This is a genomic window from Duganella sp. Root336D2 (assembly GCF_001425005.1).
Lineage (GTDB): Bacteria > Pseudomonadota > Gammaproteobacteria > Burkholderiales > Burkholderiaceae_D > Rugamonas.
The window spans coordinates 643,122-661,638 of record NZ_LMDB01000001.1 but is presented as its reverse complement, the minus strand read 5'-3'; the positions used below and the strand labels follow the sequence as shown (position 1 = coordinate 661,638).

General features: G+C 63.3%; 11 protein-coding genes. 3 read left to right on the top strand and 8 right to left on the bottom strand.

All coding sequences use genetic code 11. The features are described 5' to 3' along the window. Nucleotides 1-21 precede the first annotated feature (21 nt). A complete protein-coding gene (locus tag ASD07_RS02665; RefSeq protein WP_055924739.1) occupies nt 22-2,253 on the top strand; it encodes an alpha-galactosidase in 2,232 nt (743 codons plus the stop codon). Between the two features lie 40 nt (nt 2,254-2,293). Here ASD07_RS02665 and ASD07_RS02660 read toward each other — a convergent pair whose 3' ends face one another. The 7 genes from ASD07_RS02660 to ASD07_RS02630 form a co-directional block, all read right to left on the bottom strand. Further along, entirely contained in the window at nt 2,294-3,091 is a 798-nt protein-coding gene (locus ASD07_RS02660; protein ID WP_055924737.1) for an SDR family NAD(P)-dependent oxidoreductase, read from the bottom strand. A 27-nt stretch (nt 3,092-3,118) separates the two neighbouring features. After that, nucleotides 3,119-3,553, bottom strand: coding sequence for an SRPBCC domain-containing protein (locus ASD07_RS02655; RefSeq protein WP_055924734.1), 435 nt, complete (start codon nt 3,551-3,553; stop codon nt 3,119-3,121). Continuing rightward, nucleotides 3,546-3,905: a helix-turn-helix transcriptional regulator gene (locus tag ASD07_RS02650; protein WP_055924731.1), complete on the bottom strand. Its 360-nt coding sequence runs from the start codon at nt 3,903-3,905 to the stop codon at nt 3,546-3,548. The genes ASD07_RS02655 and ASD07_RS02650 overlap by 8 nt, the downstream gene beginning before the upstream one ends. Before the next feature lie 59 nt (nt 3,906-3,964). After that, nucleotides 3,965-4,813 (bottom strand): CheR family methyltransferase, encoded by an 849-nt coding sequence (locus ASD07_RS02645; protein WP_055924728.1) that lies wholly within the window; start codon nt 4,811-4,813, stop codon nt 3,965-3,967. Then, entirely contained in the window at nt 4,813-9,708 is a 4,896-nt protein-coding gene (locus tag ASD07_RS02640; protein WP_055924725.1) for a HAMP domain-containing protein, read from the bottom strand. The genes ASD07_RS02645 and ASD07_RS02640 overlap by 1 nt, the downstream gene beginning before the upstream one ends. A gap of 230 nt (nt 9,709-9,938) precedes the next feature. Next, entirely contained in the window at nt 9,939-12,005 is a 2,067-nt protein-coding gene (locus ASD07_RS02635) for a prolyl oligopeptidase family protein (protein ID WP_055924722.1), read from the bottom strand. A 17-nt stretch (nt 12,006-12,022) separates the two neighbouring features. Further along, nucleotides 12,023-12,901, bottom strand: coding sequence for a neutral zinc metallopeptidase (locus ASD07_RS02630; protein ID WP_055924719.1), 879 nt, complete (start codon nt 12,899-12,901; stop codon nt 12,023-12,025). A 74-nt stretch (nt 12,902-12,975) separates the two neighbouring features. Between ASD07_RS02630 and ASD07_RS02625 the strand changes: the two genes are divergently transcribed. Beyond that, the gene (locus tag ASD07_RS02625) at nt 12,976-13,653 is read left to right on the top strand and encodes a hypothetical protein (RefSeq protein WP_156397820.1); all 678 of its coding nucleotides are present in this window, start codon (nt 12,976-12,978) and stop codon (nt 13,651-13,653) included. Here the strand turns inward: ASD07_RS02625 and ASD07_RS02620 are convergent. Next, entirely contained in the window at nt 13,640-15,070 is a 1,431-nt protein-coding gene (locus tag ASD07_RS02620) for a CehA/McbA family metallohydrolase (RefSeq protein WP_229207029.1), read from the bottom strand. The genes ASD07_RS02625 and ASD07_RS02620 overlap by 14 nt on opposite strands. Nucleotides 15,071-15,391: 321 nt before the next feature. Here ASD07_RS02620 and ASD07_RS02615 point away from each other — a divergent pair, with 321 nt between their 5' ends. Beyond that, the gene (locus tag ASD07_RS02615) at nt 15,392-18,484 is read left to right on the top strand and encodes a CHASE domain-containing protein (protein WP_055924713.1); all 3,093 of its coding nucleotides are present in this window, start codon (nt 15,392-15,394) and stop codon (nt 18,482-18,484) included. The last annotated feature ends 33 nt before the right edge of the window (nt 18,485-18,517 follow it).

The window sequence follows — 18,517 nt, the reverse complement described above, 5'->3', positions numbered from 1 at the left end:
AATACATGGCGGAGGAGGCATATGGCGGCGACAAATGAAACCCGGCGCAAGCTCTTTCTGGGCTTGCTGGGCGGGGCCGCAGGCCTGGGCTTCGGCGGTGGTGCCGCGGCCCGCGTGCTGGTCGATGAAGCCAGCAAGGTATTCCGCCTGGACGGTGGCGGCGTGACCTATGCTTTTGGCGTCAATGCGGTCGGACAGGTGCAAACACTGTATTGGGGGGCCGCGCTGGCTGCCAGCGACAAGCTCCCGGCGGCGGTCCTGGCCGAAGGCAATTCGTCGAACGAGATGCCGGTGAGCGTTTCGCCCTACGAGTATGCCGGTTTTGGCGGCGGCTTGACGACCGAGCCGGCATTGAAGGTACGCTTTCCGGACGGCGTGCGCGACCTGGACCTGCGCTATGCCGGCCACCAGGAGCAGGGCGATCGCCTTATCCTGCAATTGAAAGACATGAAACGGGCAGTCCACGTCGCATTGACTTACGCGATGGATGAGGCTACCGGCATCCTGGCTCGCTCCGCCGTGGTGGAAAACAGGACCGGCAACTGGCTTCAGGTAGACCAGATGGCCGCAGCCTGCCTGAACCTGCCTTACAGTGATGATTACCATTTATCCTTCCTGTCCGGCAGGTGGGCCGGCGAATTCATGCTGCAATCCCGCGCGATGTCGCCGGGCGCATTCGTGCTGGAGAGCCGCAAGGGCGTCACCTCGCACCAGGCCAATCCATGGATCGCAGTGAGCCATGCCGCGACCGGCGAGGAATCCGGTGCGGTATGGTTCGCGGCGCTGGGTTGGAGTGGCAGCTGGCGTATCCACGTTGAGATGGATGCAATGGGCGGCGTGCACGCAAGCGCCGGCTACAATCCATTCGACTTCAATTACCGCCTGAAGCATGGCGAGAGCCTGGCATCGCCCGTCTTCCACGCTGGCTTTTCCGATGAAGGTTTCGGCGGTGCGTCGCGTGTTTTCCATCGCTACCAGCGCGAGAAGATCCTGCCGCACGCGCCAACACCGCGCTTGCGCCCGGTGCTTTACAACTCATGGGAAGCGACTTTCTTTGACATCACCGAAGCAGGGCAGATGGCGCTTGCAGAAAAGGCGGCCCGCATCGGCGTTGAACGCTTCGTCGTTGATGACGGCTGGTTTGGCGAGCGCAATAGCGACAGGCAAGGCCTGGGCGATTGGGTGGTCAACCGCAAGAAGTTCCCGAATGGACTGACGCCGCTGATCAAACGCGTCAATGACCTCGGTATGCAGTTCGGGCTCTGGGTTGAGCCGGAGATGGTAAATCCGGACAGCGAGCTGTATCGCGCCCACCCGGACTGGGTCATCAACTTCCCCGGCCGGCAGCGCTCCGAAGCGCGCAACCAGCTGGTGCTCAACCTGGCGCGCAAGGAGGTCTGCGAGCATTTACTGAAAGTGCTCGATGGGCTGCTCGCCAGCCACAATATCGCGTATCTGAAGTGGGACCATAACCGGGCCTGGTCGGAACCCGGCTGGCCGCAAGTAGCACCTGACGAGCAGCAGAAGCTTTACGTGGCCTACGTGGATAACCTGTACCAGCTGCTGGCCCAATTGCGGCGCCGCCACCCGACGCTGGAAGTCGAATCCTGCGCCAGCGGCGGCGGGCGTGTGGACCTGGGAATCATGCGGCTCACCGAGCAGGTCTGGACCTCGGACAATACGGACCCCTATGACCGCCTGGTGATCCAGGATGGCTTCAGCCACGCCTACGCCCCAGCGGCGATGATGGCATGGGTGACTGATTCGCCGAACTTCGTAAACAAGCGCGAGACTTCGCTGGAGTACCGCTTCCTGTCGGCGATGCAGGGCGGACTGGGAATCGGAGCGAACCTCAAACACTGGGGCGAAGGGGATTTCGCGACGGCCAGCCGTATGGTCGGGGAATACAAGCGGATCCGCGCCACGGTGCAGTTGGGGAACCTGTACCGCCTGGTGTCCCCCGGGAACGGTTCGCAGCGCTCAGCCACGCTTTCGGTTTCGCAGGACCGGCGGCAGGCGGTGTTATTCACCTTCCTGCATTCGAGCACGATGCGCAGCGCGCAGCACATCATCCAGTTGCGCGGGCTGGAGCCTGGCACCCTCTACTCTTTGCGCAGCATCGCCGGCGCTGCTGCGCCCAGAACGGTGGGCAAGGCCAGCGGCGCGTATTGGATGGGGCATGGCATCAAGGTGATGCTGGAGGGGGACTTCCAGGCTGCGGCCTTCGTGCTGGAAGCGGATCCGGTTGCATGACTGGGCGCTGGCATGAGCGGTGCTCCTCTCATCGGGAAGGCTAATCCGGCAAGGAGCCGCAGGTAAGATTGGCAATGGCGCCGGTCATAGCGCCCGCGCCGTCGGATGCCGCGAAAGCCGCGAATGCGCCGATCTGGGCCAGCGTGGGCAAGCGCCCGAGCAGGGTGGCGCTGTCCGCGCGCGCCTGCAGGAACTCTGCCACGCTGATGCCCATCTTGCGCGCCATGCCCTCGAAAGCTGCCCTGGCATGGGAAACGGGAACGGCCTCCGGGATGGCATCGGAACGGATGCATACCACCCGGATTCCCTGGTGCCCCAGTTCGCCGGCCAGGATGCGCGACATGGCTTCGACCGCCGCGCTGCTCGTGCCGTTGCCGAGAAAACCGGCCCCTGAGAGACGTGCACCCGGCGTGGACAGGGTCAATATGACGCCCGACTGCCGCGGTGCCATATAAAACGCCGCCGCCTGCGCGGTGAGGAAGATGGTGCGTGTGCAGGCTTGCACTGGCAGTTGGAAATCATCGTATGACAACTCCGCAAACGGAATGCCCTGGACATGGGGGAAGCCTACCGCATTGAGCATGACGTCGATGCCGCCAGCCTGTTCGGCGACGGCACGGGCGTGCAGCCGGACCGATTCCTGATCGAGCGCGTCGACCCGGGCGGCGTGGACGCTGCCGCCTTCAGCTCGCAATTCCCGTGCTAATGCTTCGAGTTTCTCCAGTGTGCGGCCGGCCAGGAACATTTGGCCGCCTTCGCGCGCAAATGCGCGCGCAACAGCACTGCCGATGGCGCCGGCGGCGCCGTGGATGATGCAGCGTTTGCCTTGCAAGATCATGGCGGCCTCCAGGATGACAGGCGTGCTTCAGTGTGGGAGCAGTTGGGCAAGCAGTATCAGCACATCGCCCCATCCATCGATATGCGATTCATATGTCTGGCCTGGGAGCTGGCGATGGGTGACGACGACCTCGGTGGAGCCGGCGTGGCCGAAGAATTCGACAGTGACAAGCGAATCACGCTGGCCGGTAGCGGGTGAGCGCCAGGTGAATACCAGCTTGTGCGGCCTGTCGATAGTGAGGTATTGGCCGCTATGATGTATTGCGCCATCGGGCGCGTGCATCACGATCTCGAATGCCCCCCCTTCGCGGGCGTCGCATTCGGCGGTGGCATGCGTAAAGGCGCGGGTCTTCATCCATTGCGCCAGCAAGTTGGCATCCAGCCAGGCATCGAACACTTCCGCCGCCGGTGCGCCTATCGTGTGGCGCACGCAGACCTGGTGCCGCGCTGCATGTTCAGCCATGTGCCTTCCCCTTCGCCCGCTTGCGGCGAGCGCTGACCAGGTGATCAAGCGCAGCCAGGCGCTCTTCCCAGAAACTTTCGAAGTGTCTTACCCAGTGTGCCGCTTCGGCCAGCGGCGCAGCGTTCAACGACAGCAGGTGGTCGCGTCCGTGGATGGTACGGATGACCAGGCCGGCCCGCTCCAGGATCTTGATGTGTTTCGAGGTGGAGTTGAGGGAAATGGGAAACTCGCGCGCCAACTCCGTTACCCGTGCGCTTTCATGGGTCAGCCGCGCCAGGATCGCGCGCCGGGTCGGGTCGGCCATCGCGGTGAACATATTATCGAGCCGCTGGTCTGCATTATATTCATCCATATGGGTGAATTTAGGCCGCCCAATGGCGCATGTCAAGCAGAATGCGCGGCCGGACTCGATCAGGCGACGCGCTTATACCATGGCTGGCCGGCCTGAAGCAGCTGGTAGTCGGAACCGATGGATTCTGAAGGGTCAAGTTCGCGGTCCAGGCCGAGGGAGCCGAACGGGACCAGGCTGTCGTGGAACAGTTGCAGTACGCGCTGGCGCAGCAATGGACCGAAGTCGGGTAGGGCGCGCTGGCAGGCAATCAGGTTGAATTCGTTGAACGAAGCGTCGGTGACCAGGTTGTACTGGGCCCAGGTGATGTGGCTGCGCAGCGATGGCGCCAGGATGGCGCGGCCGCCCTGGAGGTTGAAGTAATTGGCCAGCCGGCCTTTTCCGCCAGCCAGGACGTAGCGCTCCTGCGCCCGTTCGAGGTCGGTTTCAGGGAGCCATGCCGAGGTGGCTTCGTCCAGCATGTCGTCGCTGGCAACAGTGGCGTGGATTTCGGCGTGGGACAGCAGGCCCATTTCCGCCAGGATGATGGCCAGCGTCCAGGCTTGTCCGGCCCCGGCGCAGTCGGCCAGCCAGATGCGGGGCAAGGCGACGCCGCGCAAGGAATGCTGGGCGGCTTCGCGCAGCATCAGCACTTCCGCCGCATCGTCGAACATGCCGGAGGGCGGCACGTGCAGGGCGCGCAGCAGGTCACCGGCTGTGGCAGGATCGTGCAGCACGCGATCCTGCAACTGCGACAAGGTGGAAAGCCCACGCTGCTGCATGAAGCCGAACAGCTTGCGTTTCAGCGGCGCGCGTTCGTGTAGCCGGAAGTCGAAGCCGAAGCGGCGCACAACCGCCTCCAGCAGCAGTTCCAGTTCGAGCTCCTCCAGGTCAGGCGCCGTGCTGCGGCGCAGTTCATCGTTGGCCCCCATCAGTGCAACCAGACGCGCATCAGGGACAGCAGCTGCGCCACGTCCACCGGTTTGGTGATGTAGTCCGAGGCGCCCGCGGCGATACACTTGTCGCGGTCACCCTTCATCGCCTTCGCGGTCAGCGTGATGATCGGCAGCGAGCGGAATTTCGGGATGCGGCGGATGGCGCGCATGGTGTCGTAGCCGTCCATCTCCGGCATCATGATGTCCATCAGGACGATCTCGATGGTCGGGTCGCGCTCCAGTACTTCGATGCCGTCGCGACCGTTCTCGGCAAAGGAGACCAGCATCTGCTGGCGCTCCAGCAGCGAGGACAGGGCAAAGATATTGCGCAGGTCATCGTCGACGATCAGCACCTTGCGACCGGCCAGGCCGGCATCGGCAGCATGCACTTCCTCCAGCATGCGGCGCTGGGCCTCGGGCAGGTTGGCCTGCGAACGATGCAGGAACAGGGCCGTTTCATCGAGCAGGCGCTCCGGCGAACGCGCATCCTTGATGACGATGGTCTTGGCGTAGCGCTTCAGCTTCGCCACCTCTTTGCGGTTCAACTCCTTGGCGGTGTTGATCACGATCGGCAGGTCGCGCAGGCGCTGGTCCTTGCCGATCAGGTCCAGCAGGTCGAAGCCGCTGATGTCGGGCAGGGTCAGGTCCAGCACCATGCAGTCAAAGTGCGAAGCATGCAGCGCCGCCAGCGCATCCTGGCCTGTGCCTACTGCCGTGATGTCGACGTCGGAGTCGCCAATCAGCTTGACGATGGCGTCGCGCTGGTTTTCCTCATCGTCCACCACCAGCAGGTTGCGTTTGCCGCCGATCAGGAAGCGCTGGATACGCATGAACTCTTCGTTCAGGTCTTCCTTGCTGACCGGCTTATTCAGGTAAGAGATGGCGCCGGAGCGCAGGGCACGTTCGCGCTCGCGCAGGCTGGACATCACGTGTACCGGGATATGGCGCGTGCTCGGGTCGCGTTTCAGGCGTTCCAGCACCGTGAAACCGTCGATATCCGGTAAATCCAGGTCAAGCAGGATGGCCGATGGCAGGTAGTCGCGGGCCAGGCTCAGGGCCCAGTCGCCCTGGTGCGTCACCACCCCCTTGAAGTTCTTTTCGCGGGCAAAGTCCAGCACCACCTTGGCAAAGCGTTCGTCATCCTCGACGATCAGGACCGAAGGGTCGCCCGGCGTGGTGATCCCGCGGTCATCGAGGGTGGAGCCATAGACCTGGTCGTCCTGCTCGACCAGCTGTTCCTGTGCCGCCGGCTTGTACACCACCGTCGGCGTCGTAATGATTGTCGATGGCAGTGAACCGGGCGCCGGCAGCCGTGGCATGGCCGGCTGGCGTGCGGTTTCGTAGTACACGAAACCGGAACGGTTATACGGCAGGAACAGGGTGAAAGTGGAACCGGCGCCCACCGTCGATTCCACGCGGATCTCGCCGCCCAAGAGGCGCGCCAGTTCGCGTGAAATCGACAGGCCCAGGCCGGTACCCCCGTATTTACGCGCGGTGGAACCGTCGGCCTGCTGGAATGCCTCGAAGATCAGCTGCAATTTGTCGCCTGCGATACCGACGCCCGTGTCATTGACCGAGAACGCCAGCACTGCATCGGCATTGCCCAGGTTAGGGTGGTCGGTGCTCCAGCCGCTGTGGACCAGCGTGATGCCCAGCGACACCTGGCCATGGTTGGTGAACTTGAACGCATTCGACAGCAGGTTTTTCAGGACCTGCTGCAAGCGCGTCGTATCGGTCATCAGGCATGCTGGCAGGTTCTCGCCCAGTTCCACCGTGAAGCCCAGGTGTTTGGCTTCCGCCATGTGGCGGAAAGTACGCTCCACATAACTGCGCAGGTTGGCGAAGCGGTACTCCGACACGTCCAGCGTAACGGTGCCGGATTCGATTTTCGACAGGTCCAGGATGTCATTGATCAGGGTAAGCAGGTCGGAACCGGAACCGTGGATGGTTTTCGCGAATTCCACCTGCTTGCCTGACAGGTTGCCCTCCGGGTTGTCGCCCAGTTGCTGCGCCAGGATCAACAGCGAATTCAAAGGCGTGCGCAGTTCGTGCGACATATTGGCCAGGAACTCGGACTTGTACTTGGAAGACAGCGCCAACTGGGTGGCTTTTTCCTCCAGCGCCAGTTTCGCCTGCTCCACCTCGCGGTTCTTGCGCTCCACCTCGATGTTCTGTTCGGACAGCAGGCGCGCTTTCTCGGCCAGCTCCTGGTTGGTCTGCTGCAGCTCCTGTGCCAGCGACTGCGACTGGGTCAGCAGCGATTCGGTACGGCTGTTTGCCTCGATGGTGTTCAGCACCACGCCGATCGATTCCATCAACTGGTCGAGGAAGGACAGGTGGGTCTCGGTGAAGCGGTCCAGCGAAGCGATCTCGATCACCGCCTTCACCTGCTGCTCGAACAGGATAGGCAGCACCACGATATTGGTTGGCGGCGCCGCACCCAGCCCCGAACTGACCACGATGTAATCGCGCGGAACGTCGGTCAGCCAGATCCGCATTTTCTCCAGCGCGCACTGGCCCACCAGGCCTTCGCCAGGCAGGAAGGAGGTCGGCAGCTTGCGTGAAGAGCGGTAGCCGTAGCTCGCGATCATGCGCAGGCGGGCATCGGCCAGTTGCGAGTCCATCATATAGAACACGCCGTGGTGCGCCGATACCAGCGGCGCCAGTTCGGACAGGATCAGTTTCGTCACCGCCTGCAGGTCGCGCTGGCCCTGCAGCAGACGGGTGAAACGTGCCAGGTTGGTCTTCAGCCAGTCCTGCTGCGCATTCTTCTGCGTGGTTTCCTTCAGGTTGCGGATCATCTCATTGATGTTGTCCTTCAGGTAGGACACCTCGCCGCGCGCCTCCACCTGGATGGAACGGGACAAGTCGCCGCGCGTCACGGCGGTCGCCACCTCCGCAATTGCACGCACCTGGTTGGTCAGGTTCGCCGCCAGCTGGTTGACGTTCTCGGTCAAGTCCTTCCAGGTGCCGGCCACGCCGGAAACGTTCGCCTGGCCGCCAAGCTTGCCCTCGGTACCCACCTCGCGCGCCACCCGGGTCACCTCCGAAGCGAAGGAGGACAACTGGTCCACCATCACGTTGATGGTGTCTTTCAGCTCAAGGATCTCGCCCTTCACGTCCACGGTGATTTTCTTCGACAAGTCGCCGCGTGCCACAGCGGTGGTCACCGCCGCGATGTTGCGCACCTGGCCGGTCAAGTTGGACGCCATGAAGTTCACGTTGTCGGTCAAGTCCTTCCAGGTGCCGCCGACGCCCGGCACATAAGCCTGGCCGCCCAGCTTGCCCTCGGTGCCCACCTCGCGCGCCACGCGGGTCACCTCGGAAGCAAAGGAAGACAATTGGTCCACCATCACGTTAATGGTGTTCTTCAGTTCAAGAATCTCGCCTTTCACGTCCACCGTAATCTTCTTGGACAGGTCGCCGTTTGCCACCGCTGTCGTCACCTCCGCGATATTACGCACCTGGCCGGTCAGGTTGGACGCCATGAAGTTCACGTTGTCGGTCAGATCCTTCCAGGTGCCGCCGACGCCGGACACGTTAGCCTGGCCGCCCAGCTTGCCCTCGGTACCCACCTCGCGCGCCACGCGGGTCACTTCGGACGCGAAAGAGTTCAACTGGTCCACCATCACGTTGATGGTGTTCTTCAGTTCAAGAATCTCGCCCTTCACGTCCACGGTGATCTTCTTGGACAAGTCGCCGTTTGCCACCGCGGTAGTCACCTCCGCGATATTCCGCACCTGGGAAGTCAGGTTGCCCGCCATTGAGTTCACGGAGTCGGTCAAGTCTTTCCAGGTACCGGCCACGCCTTTCACCTGCGCCTGGCCGCCCAGCTTGCCCTCGGTACCCACCTCGCGCGCCACGCGGGTCACTTCCGACGCGAAGGAAGACAATTGGTCCACCATCACGTTGATGGTGTTTTTCAGTTCAAGAATCTCACCTTTCACGTCCACGGTAATCTTCTTGGACAAGTCGCCGTTTGCCACCGCCGTCGTCACCGCCGCGATATTACGCACCTGGCCGGTCAGGTTGGACGCCATGAAGTTCACGTTATCGGTCAAATCCTTCCAGGTGCCGCCGACGCCGGGCACGTATGCCTGGCCGCCCAGCTTGCCCTCGGTCCCCACCTCGCGCGCCACGCGGGTCACTTCCGAGGCGAAGGAGCGCAGCTGGTCCACCATCACGTTGATGGTGTCTTTCAATTGCAGGATCTCGCCGCGCACGTCCACCGTGATCTTCTTGGACAGGTCGCCGTTCGCCACCGCGGTCGTCACCTCCGCGATGTTGCGCACCTGGGAAGTCAGGTTGCCCGCCATCGAATTCACGGAGTCGGTCAAGTCCTTCCAGGTACCCGCCACGCCCTTCACCTGCGCCTGGCCACCCAGCTTGCCCTCGGTACCCACTTCGCGCGCCACGCGGGTCACCTCGGAAGAGAAGGAGGTCAGCTGCTCCACCATGGTGTTGGCGGTCATGGCCGCGCGCAGGTACTGGCCCTTCAGAGGATGGCCATCGACCTCCAGCGCCATGGTTTGCGACAGGTCGCCCTTCGCCACGGCGCCGATCACACGCGCCATTTCGGTCGTGGGGCGCACCAGGTCATCGATCAAGGTATTGACCGCGCTGATGATGGTCGACCAGCCGCCGGATACGTGGACGTTCGCGCGCTGCGTCAGGCGGCCTTCGCGGCCCACCACGCGGCTGACCTCCGTCACCGCCTTGACCATGCGTTCGTTGGTTTCGATGATGTCGTTGAGGGTGTCGGCGATCTTGCCCGACATGCCGGTCCAATCGGAGGGCAGGCGCGCCGAGAAATCACCTTTTTTCAGGGCCATCAGGGTGGACAGGATCAGCTTAAGGTCCAACTCTTCCGGCAGTTCGGTCATGTCGTTCATTCAACGATACCTCAGGTATGAAGATGGAATGCGAGGGGAAGGCTTAATGTCACTCCGGCGGCTGCGACAGTCAAGTACAACCGTGGGCAAATGCTTCACTTTGTCAACTATGCAACACGCTGGGAAACATTTTCCTTAGCATAATGACGCGCAATTTTCCAACGCGCACGATTGAGGCGAGCAGATTGAAAGTCGGGGTCAGGTCCGGTTGCCAGACCTGACCCCGACTTTCATTTCAGTTGCTTGAGGAGGAAGGCGTAGGTCAAGGCCCACATCTGGGCTTGCTGGTCGTTGTTGGCTGCGCCGGCATGGCCGCCTTCGGTGTTTTCCCAGTACAGCACGTCGTGGCCCTGGTCTTTCATCTTGGCTACCATCTTGCGGGCGTGGCCGGGGTGCACGCGGTCGTCGCGGGTCGATGTGGTGAACAGGACGCGCGGGTAATGCTTGTCCTTGAACACGTTCTGGTATGGCGAGTACTGGCTGATATAGGCCCATTGCTCCGGGTCGTCCGGGTCGCCGTATTCGCCCATCCAGGAGGCGCCGGCCAGCAGTTTGCTGTAGCGCTGCATGTCCAGCAGCGGTACCTGGCACACGACGGCGTTGAACAGGTCGGGGCGCTGGGTCAGCGCGGCGCCGACCAGCAGGCCGCCATTGCTGCCGCCCATGATGCCGAGGTGGCGGGGGCTGCTGATCTTGCGCTTGATGACGTCCTGCGCGACGGCGATGAAGTCGTCGAAGGCGCGCTGGCGGTTCCCTTTCAGCGCGGCCTGGTGCCAGCGCGGCCCGAACTCGCCGCCGCCGCGGATGTTGGCCAGCACGTAGGTGCCGCCTTGCTTCAGCCATGCTTCGCCGGTGGTGCCGCTGTAGAAGGGCTTCATCGAGACTTCAAAGCCGCCGTAGCCGTACATTACGGTCGGGTTCTTGCCGTTCAGCCTGGCCTTCCTGTCCATCAGGACGAAGTAGGGCACCTTGGTGCCGTCCTTTGATACGGCCATGTGCTGCTGCACCGTGTAGGGCTTGGCGTTGAAGTAGGCGGGCAGGGACTTCAGCGAGGTGCGTTCGTCGCTGCCGGCATGGGCCAGGTACATCGTGGTCGGGGTCAGGAAGTCCGTCACCGTCAGGAAGTATTGCTCGGATTCGATCGGGTCGAGCGCCTGCACGGCCAGCGTGCCGAAGGCTGGCGCATCGACCTCGCGCGCTTGCCATTTACCGTCCACGTGGCGCAGTTCGAGCAGGCGGTTCTTCACGTTGTCGAGCACGTTGAGCAGTAATGCCGAGCGGGTGGCGGAGACGCCGTCAAGCGAGCTGCTTGGCGTTGGCGCAAACAGTACCGCGAATTGCCGTTCGCCGGCCATGAAGCGCTTGAAGTCGGCCGCGAGCAGGGAGCCTTGCTTGTAGCTGGCGCCGTTGACGGTCCAGTCGGAGCGCAGGTCGATGATCAGCTGGTCGCGCACGGTGTAGGCGTTGGCGTCGTCCGGCTTGTCGACCTTGGCCAGCTTGTCGCCTTCGCGCACAAACAGTTCGCTGGCGTAGAAGCCGATCTGGCGATTGATGAACTGGTAGCTGTGGCCGGGCGTGAAGTCTTTGTAGGCGCCAACGCCGAGGTCGTCGGCCCTGGCTTCATACAGCGTGGCGGCTGCGGCCAGCGGGGTGCCGCGCTTCCATTCCTTGACGATGCGCGGGTAGCCGGAGGTGGTCATGCTGCCTTCGCCGAAGTCGGTCGAGACGAAGATGGTGTCGGCGTCGATCCAGCCGATATCGCTTTTCGCTTCCGGCAGGTTGAAGCCGTCGCTGACGAAGCGGCGCTTGGCGATGTCGAATTCGCGCACGACGTGCGCGTCGCCGCCGCCGCGCGACAGCTGCACCAGGCATTGCTCGCCTTTCGGGTACAGGCACGATACGCCGTGCCATACCCAGTTTTCGTTGTCATCGGCGGCCAGCTTGTCGATGTCGAGCACTGTTTCCCATTGCGGCTCGGCCTTCTGGTACTGCTCCAGCGTGGTGCGGCGCCAGATGCCGCGTGTATGCCGGGCGTCGCGCCAGAAGTTGTAGTAATAGTCGCCGTGCCTGGTGACGTAGGGGATGCGTTCCTGGGAATTGAGGATGGTCTTGAGGCGCTCGTGAATGCCGGGGTAGTCCGGCTGCGCTTGCAATTCCTTGAGGGCGGCAGCGTTCTGCTCCTTGACCCAGGCCAGCGCCTTGTCGCCGCCCACGTCTTCCAGCAAGAGATAGGGATCGGTTTTCTCAGCGTGCGCGCCGCCCGCCGCCGCCAGGCCAAGCACTGCGCCGGAGGCCATTTTCCGATACGCCGGCTTCACAGCTGGCGGGCCTCGAAGGTGTTGCACTGGGCAATTTCGCCCGATTCAATGCCGCGGTTGAACCAGCGCACGCGCTGCGCCGAACTGCCGTGGGTGAAGGAATCCGGCATCACTTCGCCGCCGGACTGCTTTTGCAGCGCGTCGTCGCCGATGGCGGTGGCGGCGTTCAGCGCTGCTTCCACATCGCCCTTTTCGATGATGCTGCGGGCGCGGTTGGCGTGATAGGCCCAGACGCCGGCGAAGCAGTCGGCTTGCAGTTCCAGCCGCACCGACAGGGCATTGGCCTGGCGTTCGGAAGCATTGCGCTGGGCGTTGTGCACCTTGTCGCTCAAACCCATCAGGTTCTGTACGTGGTGGCCGACTTCGTGCGCAACCACGTAGGCTTGCGCAAACTCGCCCGGTGCGTGGAAGCGTTGCTCCAGCAGGCGGAAGAAATCGAGGTCGATGTAAATGTCCTGGTCGCCCGGGCAGTAAAACGGGCCGGTGGCCGAGCGTCCGGCGCCGCAGGCGGTCTGGATCGCGCCGCTGAATACCTTCATCTTGGGCATCTGGTAGGTGCCGCCGTTGCGCCGGAACAGGTCCGTCCACACGTCTTCGGTGTCGGCCAGCACCACCTTCATCAATTTGTATTCGCGGTCATTGCCTTCGCTGCGCGGGCGCTGTTGCTGCTGCTGGCTTACCTGGACCGGGCCGCCGCCGCTCAGCAGGCCGAGGATGGTCATGGGGTTGACGCCCAAGACCCAGCCGCCAATCAATGCAACTACGATAGTGCCGATGCCGATCGATCGGCCGCCGAAACCGAATCCGCCGCCACCGCCGCCTTCGCCACGGTGATCTTCGACGTTATCGCTTTCCCGGTTACCTTCCCAACGCATTTTTTAACTCCTTGTTTGTTTTCGCTAAGTGTAACGCATTGGTGCGCAGCGCAGGCGCACGTAGAATGCTGGCCATGAAGATTGAACGCAAAACTATTGTCCTGCTGCTGGCCGCTGTGATGTTGTTGGCAACTGCGGCGGGCGCCTGGTACTACCAGCGCCAAAAGGAGCGCGGCAGCGTGCCGTGCGCACAGCAGCCGCCCTCCGGCTACAGTCCTTATTGCCTGGCACAGTCGCAGGCGGCCGCCGGCCGCGGCGACCGGGCTGCAATGGCGGCCCTGGTGGAATATTTCGAACCACGCCAGCCGGCGCAGGCGATTCTCTGGACCAGGGCTGCTGCAAAATTGGGCGAGCCGCGGGCGCTCAAGCGGGTGCTGTCTTCGTGCGGTACGGCGGGGCCGTTCACGCTCGAAGAGGCGCAGGCCTTGTTGCCGGCGGCGCCGGCCCTGGAGGCGCTGAATTTCCGCCTTGGCGGTTCATGTGCGCCGGCCGATATGGCGGCGGCGCGCGCCCTGGTGCCGGCCGACCTGCTGGCGGCCCCGGATGGGGCGGGCCTGTGCAAGGTGGCGCTGCGCTTTGGCATGCTGCGCCTGTCGCGCGACGGGGCGCAGCTCGATTCCCAGGCGGCGCAACAGCTGCTGGCAGAATGCGAGCGCCGCCAGCCGGTGCCGGCCTTTGTCCGCAAGGAGGCGGAAACCGTGCGGCAGATGCTGGCGCGCGAAATCAATCCGGTCCGCATCAGCGTTGATTGACCCAGACCGGGGCTGACCATAGCTGCTTGCCGTCGTCCTGGGTGAGGCGCGCGTAATAGAAGTGCGCGCCGGGCTGCGGCGTGAAGCTGTGCTGCATGCCGTTCACGCCGCGCACCGGCTTGACTTCGCCGTGGCGGCCGGGAACCCCTTCCATGATGTCCAGCGCGGCGATGCCGCGGCCTGTGCTGCTGGTGTAGTGCACTTGCAGCGTGAGCGGGCCGCTGTTGTCGATCCGGGCCCCCATCATGGTTCCATTGGCGGTGAGCGCAATGGCTGACTGCTTGTCCATCGTTGCAAACACGTGGCGGGCGCGGATGGCGTCGAGCAGGGCTTCGGCAGTGGGCGCGGCAGCGGCGGGCAGCAGGATGCCGGTGCGGTTGCTGTAGGCAGCGCCCCAGTTGGCGCAATGATTATCCTGGTTGCTGCTGAACGCCAGGCGGTAGCCCGCTTCCAGCAGTTTGTCGCAGGCTTCCTCGTAAAAACTGTGGCGAGTTTCGCCTTCATCCAGGCGTTTCGAGAAGGCGTTGCTGTTCATGACTTCGCACAGGGCCATGGCGGCGCCGCCGTCTTCGCTGAAGGCCAGCGGGACGCCGTCGATCGGGAACTGCCTGGCGCCCGGGTGGTTGAACTGGCCCAGCCAGCCTTGCTCCTTCATTACCGCGTACAACGCTGCGTAATTGTTCTTTGGCGTCACCACGTCGGCGAAGGGCTCGCCATTGGCGCTGCGTTCCCAGCCCAGCAGGGCCGGGCTGTTGAGGATGTTGAGGTGGCCACCGCCGCTGATCACGCCCCATTCCAGGCCGTACATCGCGACGAAGCCGGGGTGCCCGGTGCTGTACTGTTCGGCACTGGCAATGCCCAGCCGGTAAAGCTGCCGCGCCGCCAGCGGGTCGGCATGGGGATCGCTGCCGTCGCTGGCGTCATACATGTGGTTGTGTTCCGACACCAGCAGGAACTGCAAGCCGTGCTGCTGGGCGAACCGGTAAGCGTCATCGGGGCCGAAAGCGCCGGAGCGGGGCGCCTGGGCGCCGCGGCAGCTTGCCGGATCGCCGCCACCGTCGCTATGGTTGGTCTGGCTATGCAGGTTGCCGTAGACGATGTCGAAGCCGAGGCCGTCGATACGGGCCGGCGCGGCCATGCCAGCGCCATCCAGCGCGGCGCTGGCGGGCAACAGCGGCAGCGGCTTGCCGACTGCGACGGGCCGGTGCTGGAGAATATTGCCGGCTTGCAGGCGAAGCTGGTAGATCCCGGCGGACAGCGCAGGCGGAGCGTGCCAATGGACCACGGCCTGGCCGCTGCCGCCTTGCAAGACGTGGCGTCCGCGCCACTGGCGCAGCAGGCTGCCGTCGGCGCGATACAGTCCTAAAGTCCAGTTCACCTTGTGCGGCGCGATTGCACCGGGAAGTGTAAAGTGCACTATGAAAGTCCGATTTTTGCCTGTTGCCGGCGGCTGGAACGCGGCCTCCAGCATGGCATCGAATTCGCGGTGTTCCAATGCCGGCGCGGGTGGCGGGTGCCGTTGGCCAGCCGGCGCGGCGCCCGCAGCTGCGGCAAGGCAAAGTGCCGCGACACACTTGCAGGCTAAGAAATTCCGGCAAGCCCGGGATGCCGGTAAGATGTGGAATCCATTTTTCATGATGAGCCCTCCTGTCGCGCTTTGGACCAGGAGGATATGAATTGGTTCCGTTCAGGGCTGCTTTAATAGTATGCTGCTCAGATGCAAGACTTTTCTCAATGGATGAGGCGTAAGTTGCGTGGCCTGGTGAACGGGCGGGCTTTGCTATGGTTCCTCGGCCTGTCGCTGGCATCGGCAGTTGGCGCCACCTTGTTTGCCACCACGTCGAATACCGTGGAGGACGAGGCGCAGGCGCGCTTTGACAATTTGAATCGCGCTACCCAATACAGCATTTCGGCGCGCGTCAAGGCTTATTCGGACGTGGTGCGCGGCCTGGTGGCGCTGTTCCAGACTTCCGACCATGTGAGCCGCCTGCAATTCCGGCAGTACGTGACGTCGCTGAATATCGGCAAGCATTATCCGGCAATCGAGGCCATCAACTTTGCGCCGAATGTGCCGCAGGCGGAGCGCGATGCCTTTGTGGCGGCGGTGCGCGCCGACACCAGCCTGGCGCCTGGCGGCTATCCAAAGTTCGACATCAAGCCGCCTGGCAAGCGCGAACAATATTCGCCGCTGACCTACCTGGAGCCGATGGGCTTGATGATGGAAAAGTTCGGCGTCGACATTACTGCCAACCCCAATATTGAGCGCGCCATGCAATTGTCGCGCGATACGGGCGAAATCAGCGCTTCCGGCCAGCCGGTATTGCTCAAGCAGCCGCTGCCGCATATCGGGCTGGGCATGCGCCTGCCGGTCTACAGGCGCGGCATGCCGGTGGATGACGTGAGCAGCCGCCGTGCCAGCTTCATCGGTTCGGTGGGGATCGGCTTTTCGGTGTCGAAGCTGATCCAGGGCGCGATCGACGAGATGGCCGATCGCCAGGTGCACATGATCCTGTATTCGGACGCGTCGACCGATCCCGAGAAGCGCAACCTCACCATCGAGGCCGACGACCGTCTGCTGTTCAACGATAACGGTTCCATCGACAAGCCGGCCGCGCTGCCGGGTGTTGCGGGCGACTATTTCATTTCCGTGCTGCCGATCGATTTCAACGGCAGCCTGTGGAAGGCCCAGTTCTACGCGCGCAAGGACGCGATGATCGTCGGCTTTGACCGCTGGGTTCCGTACCTGGCGCTGATCACCGGCTTTGTCGGTACGCTGCTCATCTACGGCTACCTGTTCACCATGTACTCGCAGCGCCGCAACGCGCTGGAGCAGCGCCGCCTGCTGGATAGCGTGCTCGATAACGTCGAGGCGCACGTCTACATGAAGGACCAGGACCGCCGCTACGTCTATGTCAACGCCAAGATGGCGGAGGTGATCGGCCTGCCGGTGGAAGAAATCATCGGCCGCCTGGACGTGGAAGTCATGCATAAGCGCGATGCGGACCAGGCCTGGCAGGAGGACGGCGTGGTGCTGGCCGACCAGCAGAAGCGCTCGGGCGAGGCCAGTTATACCGACCGCCAGGGCGTGGTGCACCACCTGTGGACGGTGAAGGCCCCGGTGCGGCTGGAAAAGGATATGACGGTGGTGATCGCACTTTCCACCGACGTCACCGAACTGCACATGCTGAAAGAGCAGGCGCGCGCGGCGAACCAGGCCAAGAGCGATTTCCTGTCCAACATGAGCCACGAAATCCGCACGCCAATGAATTCCGTGATCGGCATGGCGCACCTGGCGCTGAAGGGCGCGTCCAATCCGAAACAGAAGGACTACCTGCAAAAGATCTACCATTCCGGCCAGCACCTGCTGGGCATCATCAACGACATCCTCGACTTCTCGAAGATCGAGGCGGGCAAGCTGGACCTGGAAGTACTGGACTTCGCGCTCGAGTCGCTGCTGACCAATATCTCGGGCCAGCTGGGCGACGCGGCCAACCGCAAGGGGCTGGAACTGGTGTTCGAGATCTGGCCTGGCCTGTCGCACCAGCTGCGCGGCGACCCGCTGCGCCTCGAGCAGGTGCTGTTGAACTTCACCAGCAATGCCATCAAGTTCTCGGAAAATAACCGGATCTATATCCGCGCGCGGCCGGTCGAGGACCGCGACAACTACACCGTCGTGCGCTTCGAGGTGCAGGACAACGGCATCGGCATGACGCCGGCCCAGGTGTCCAGCCTGTTCCAGTCCTTCCATCAGGGCGATACCTCGACCACGCGCAAATACGGCGGCACCGGCCTGGGCCTGGTGATCAGCAAGCAGCTGGCGGAGCTGATGGGCGGCACGGTGGGCGTGGAGAGCGAGCCGGGCAAGGGTTCGACCTTCTGGTTCACGGCCAAACTGCAGAAAGGCACGCACCTGCTGCAGGCGACCGATACCAATGCGCTGCAGCCCGATATGCTGGCGCCGATCCACGGTGCTTCGATCCTGCTGGTGGAGGACAACATCTTCAGCCAGCAAGTGGGGCAGGAATTGCTGGAAGATGCCGGCGCCACGGTGGTGGTGGCCAACAACGGCAAGGAAGCCATCGACCTGCTGGTCAAGGAGCATTTCGACTGCGTGCTGATGGACGTGCAAATGCCGGTGATGGATGGCTATGAGGCGACGCGCATCATCCGCGCCCATCCAAAACTGTCCGGCACCCTGATCATTGCCATGACGGCCAACGCCGGCCGCGAAGACCAGGCGCGCTGCCTGGCGGCCGGCATGGACGAATTCGTGACCAAGCCGATCGCACCGAACCTGCTGTTCTCGGTGCTGTCCAAGTGGATGAGCCAGCGCGCTGCAGAAGGGCGCATGGCGCAGGTGCGCAGCACGACCATGCCGGGCCAGCCGGTACCGGCGTCGGCGTCGGCGCCGCTGCCTGCCCCGGCGCCGACGCCGGTACCGGCTGCCGAGCCGGAAGCGGAGGGCGCCGCCGGCGCCGAGTCCGAGCTGTTCGATATGCGGGCGCTGGCCCAGACCTTCGGCAACAAGCCTGAAAAAATGCGCAAGTACGCCAATATGTTCCTCGACTCGGCGCAGGATGGCTTGCGCGAAGTGCAGGAGGCACTGGAGGCGGGCGATATCGTGCGCTTGTCGGAGCTGGGGCACCGTATCAAGTCTTCGGCGCGGGCCGTGGGGGCCATGAGCTTTGCCGACCTGTGCCTGGCGCTGGAGAAGATGGCCCCGGGCGACGGCATCGACCGCGCGCGCGCCACCGTGAGCCAGATGCAGCCTTTGCTGGACCGCCTGCGCGAGCATATTGCGCAGGAAATGAACGTCAATATTCCCGGATAGCCGTCTTTGCGGCGATAATGGCACTCCACGCTA

Coding starts and splice junctions, on each gene's coding strand:
- ASD07_RS02625 (WP_156397820.1), top strand. CDS start 12,976: ATGAAGATTGAACGCAAAACTATTGTCCTGCTGCTGGCCGCTGTGATG.
- ASD07_RS02640 (WP_055924725.1), bottom strand. CDS start 9,708: ATGAACGACATGACCGAACTGCCGGAAGAGTTGGACCTTAAGCTGATC.
- ASD07_RS02615 (WP_055924713.1), top strand. CDS start 15,392: ATGAGGCGTAAGTTGCGTGGCCTGGTGAACGGGCGGGCTTTGCTATGG.
- ASD07_RS02650 (WP_055924731.1), bottom strand. CDS start 3,905: ATGGATGAATATAATGCAGACCAGCGGCTCGATAATATGTTCACCGCG.
- ASD07_RS02660 (WP_055924737.1), bottom strand. CDS start 3,091: ATGATCTTGCAAGGCAAACGCTGCATCATCCACGGCGCCGCCGGCGCC.
- ASD07_RS02665 (WP_055924739.1), top strand. CDS start 22: ATGGCGGCGACAAATGAAACCCGGCGCAAGCTCTTTCTGGGCTTGCTG.
- ASD07_RS02645 (WP_055924728.1), bottom strand. CDS start 4,813: ATGGGGGCCAACGATGAACTGCGCCGCAGCACGGCGCCTGACCTGGAG.
- ASD07_RS02630 (WP_055924719.1), bottom strand. CDS start 12,901: ATGCGTTGGGAAGGTAACCGGGAAAGCGATAACGTCGAAGATCACCGT.
- ASD07_RS02635 (WP_055924722.1), bottom strand. CDS start 12,005: ATGGCCTCCGGCGCAGTGCTTGGCCTGGCGGCGGCGGGCGGCGCGCAC.
- ASD07_RS02655 (WP_055924734.1), bottom strand. CDS start 3,553: ATGGCTGAACATGCAGCGCGGCACCAGGTCTGCGTGCGCCACACGATA.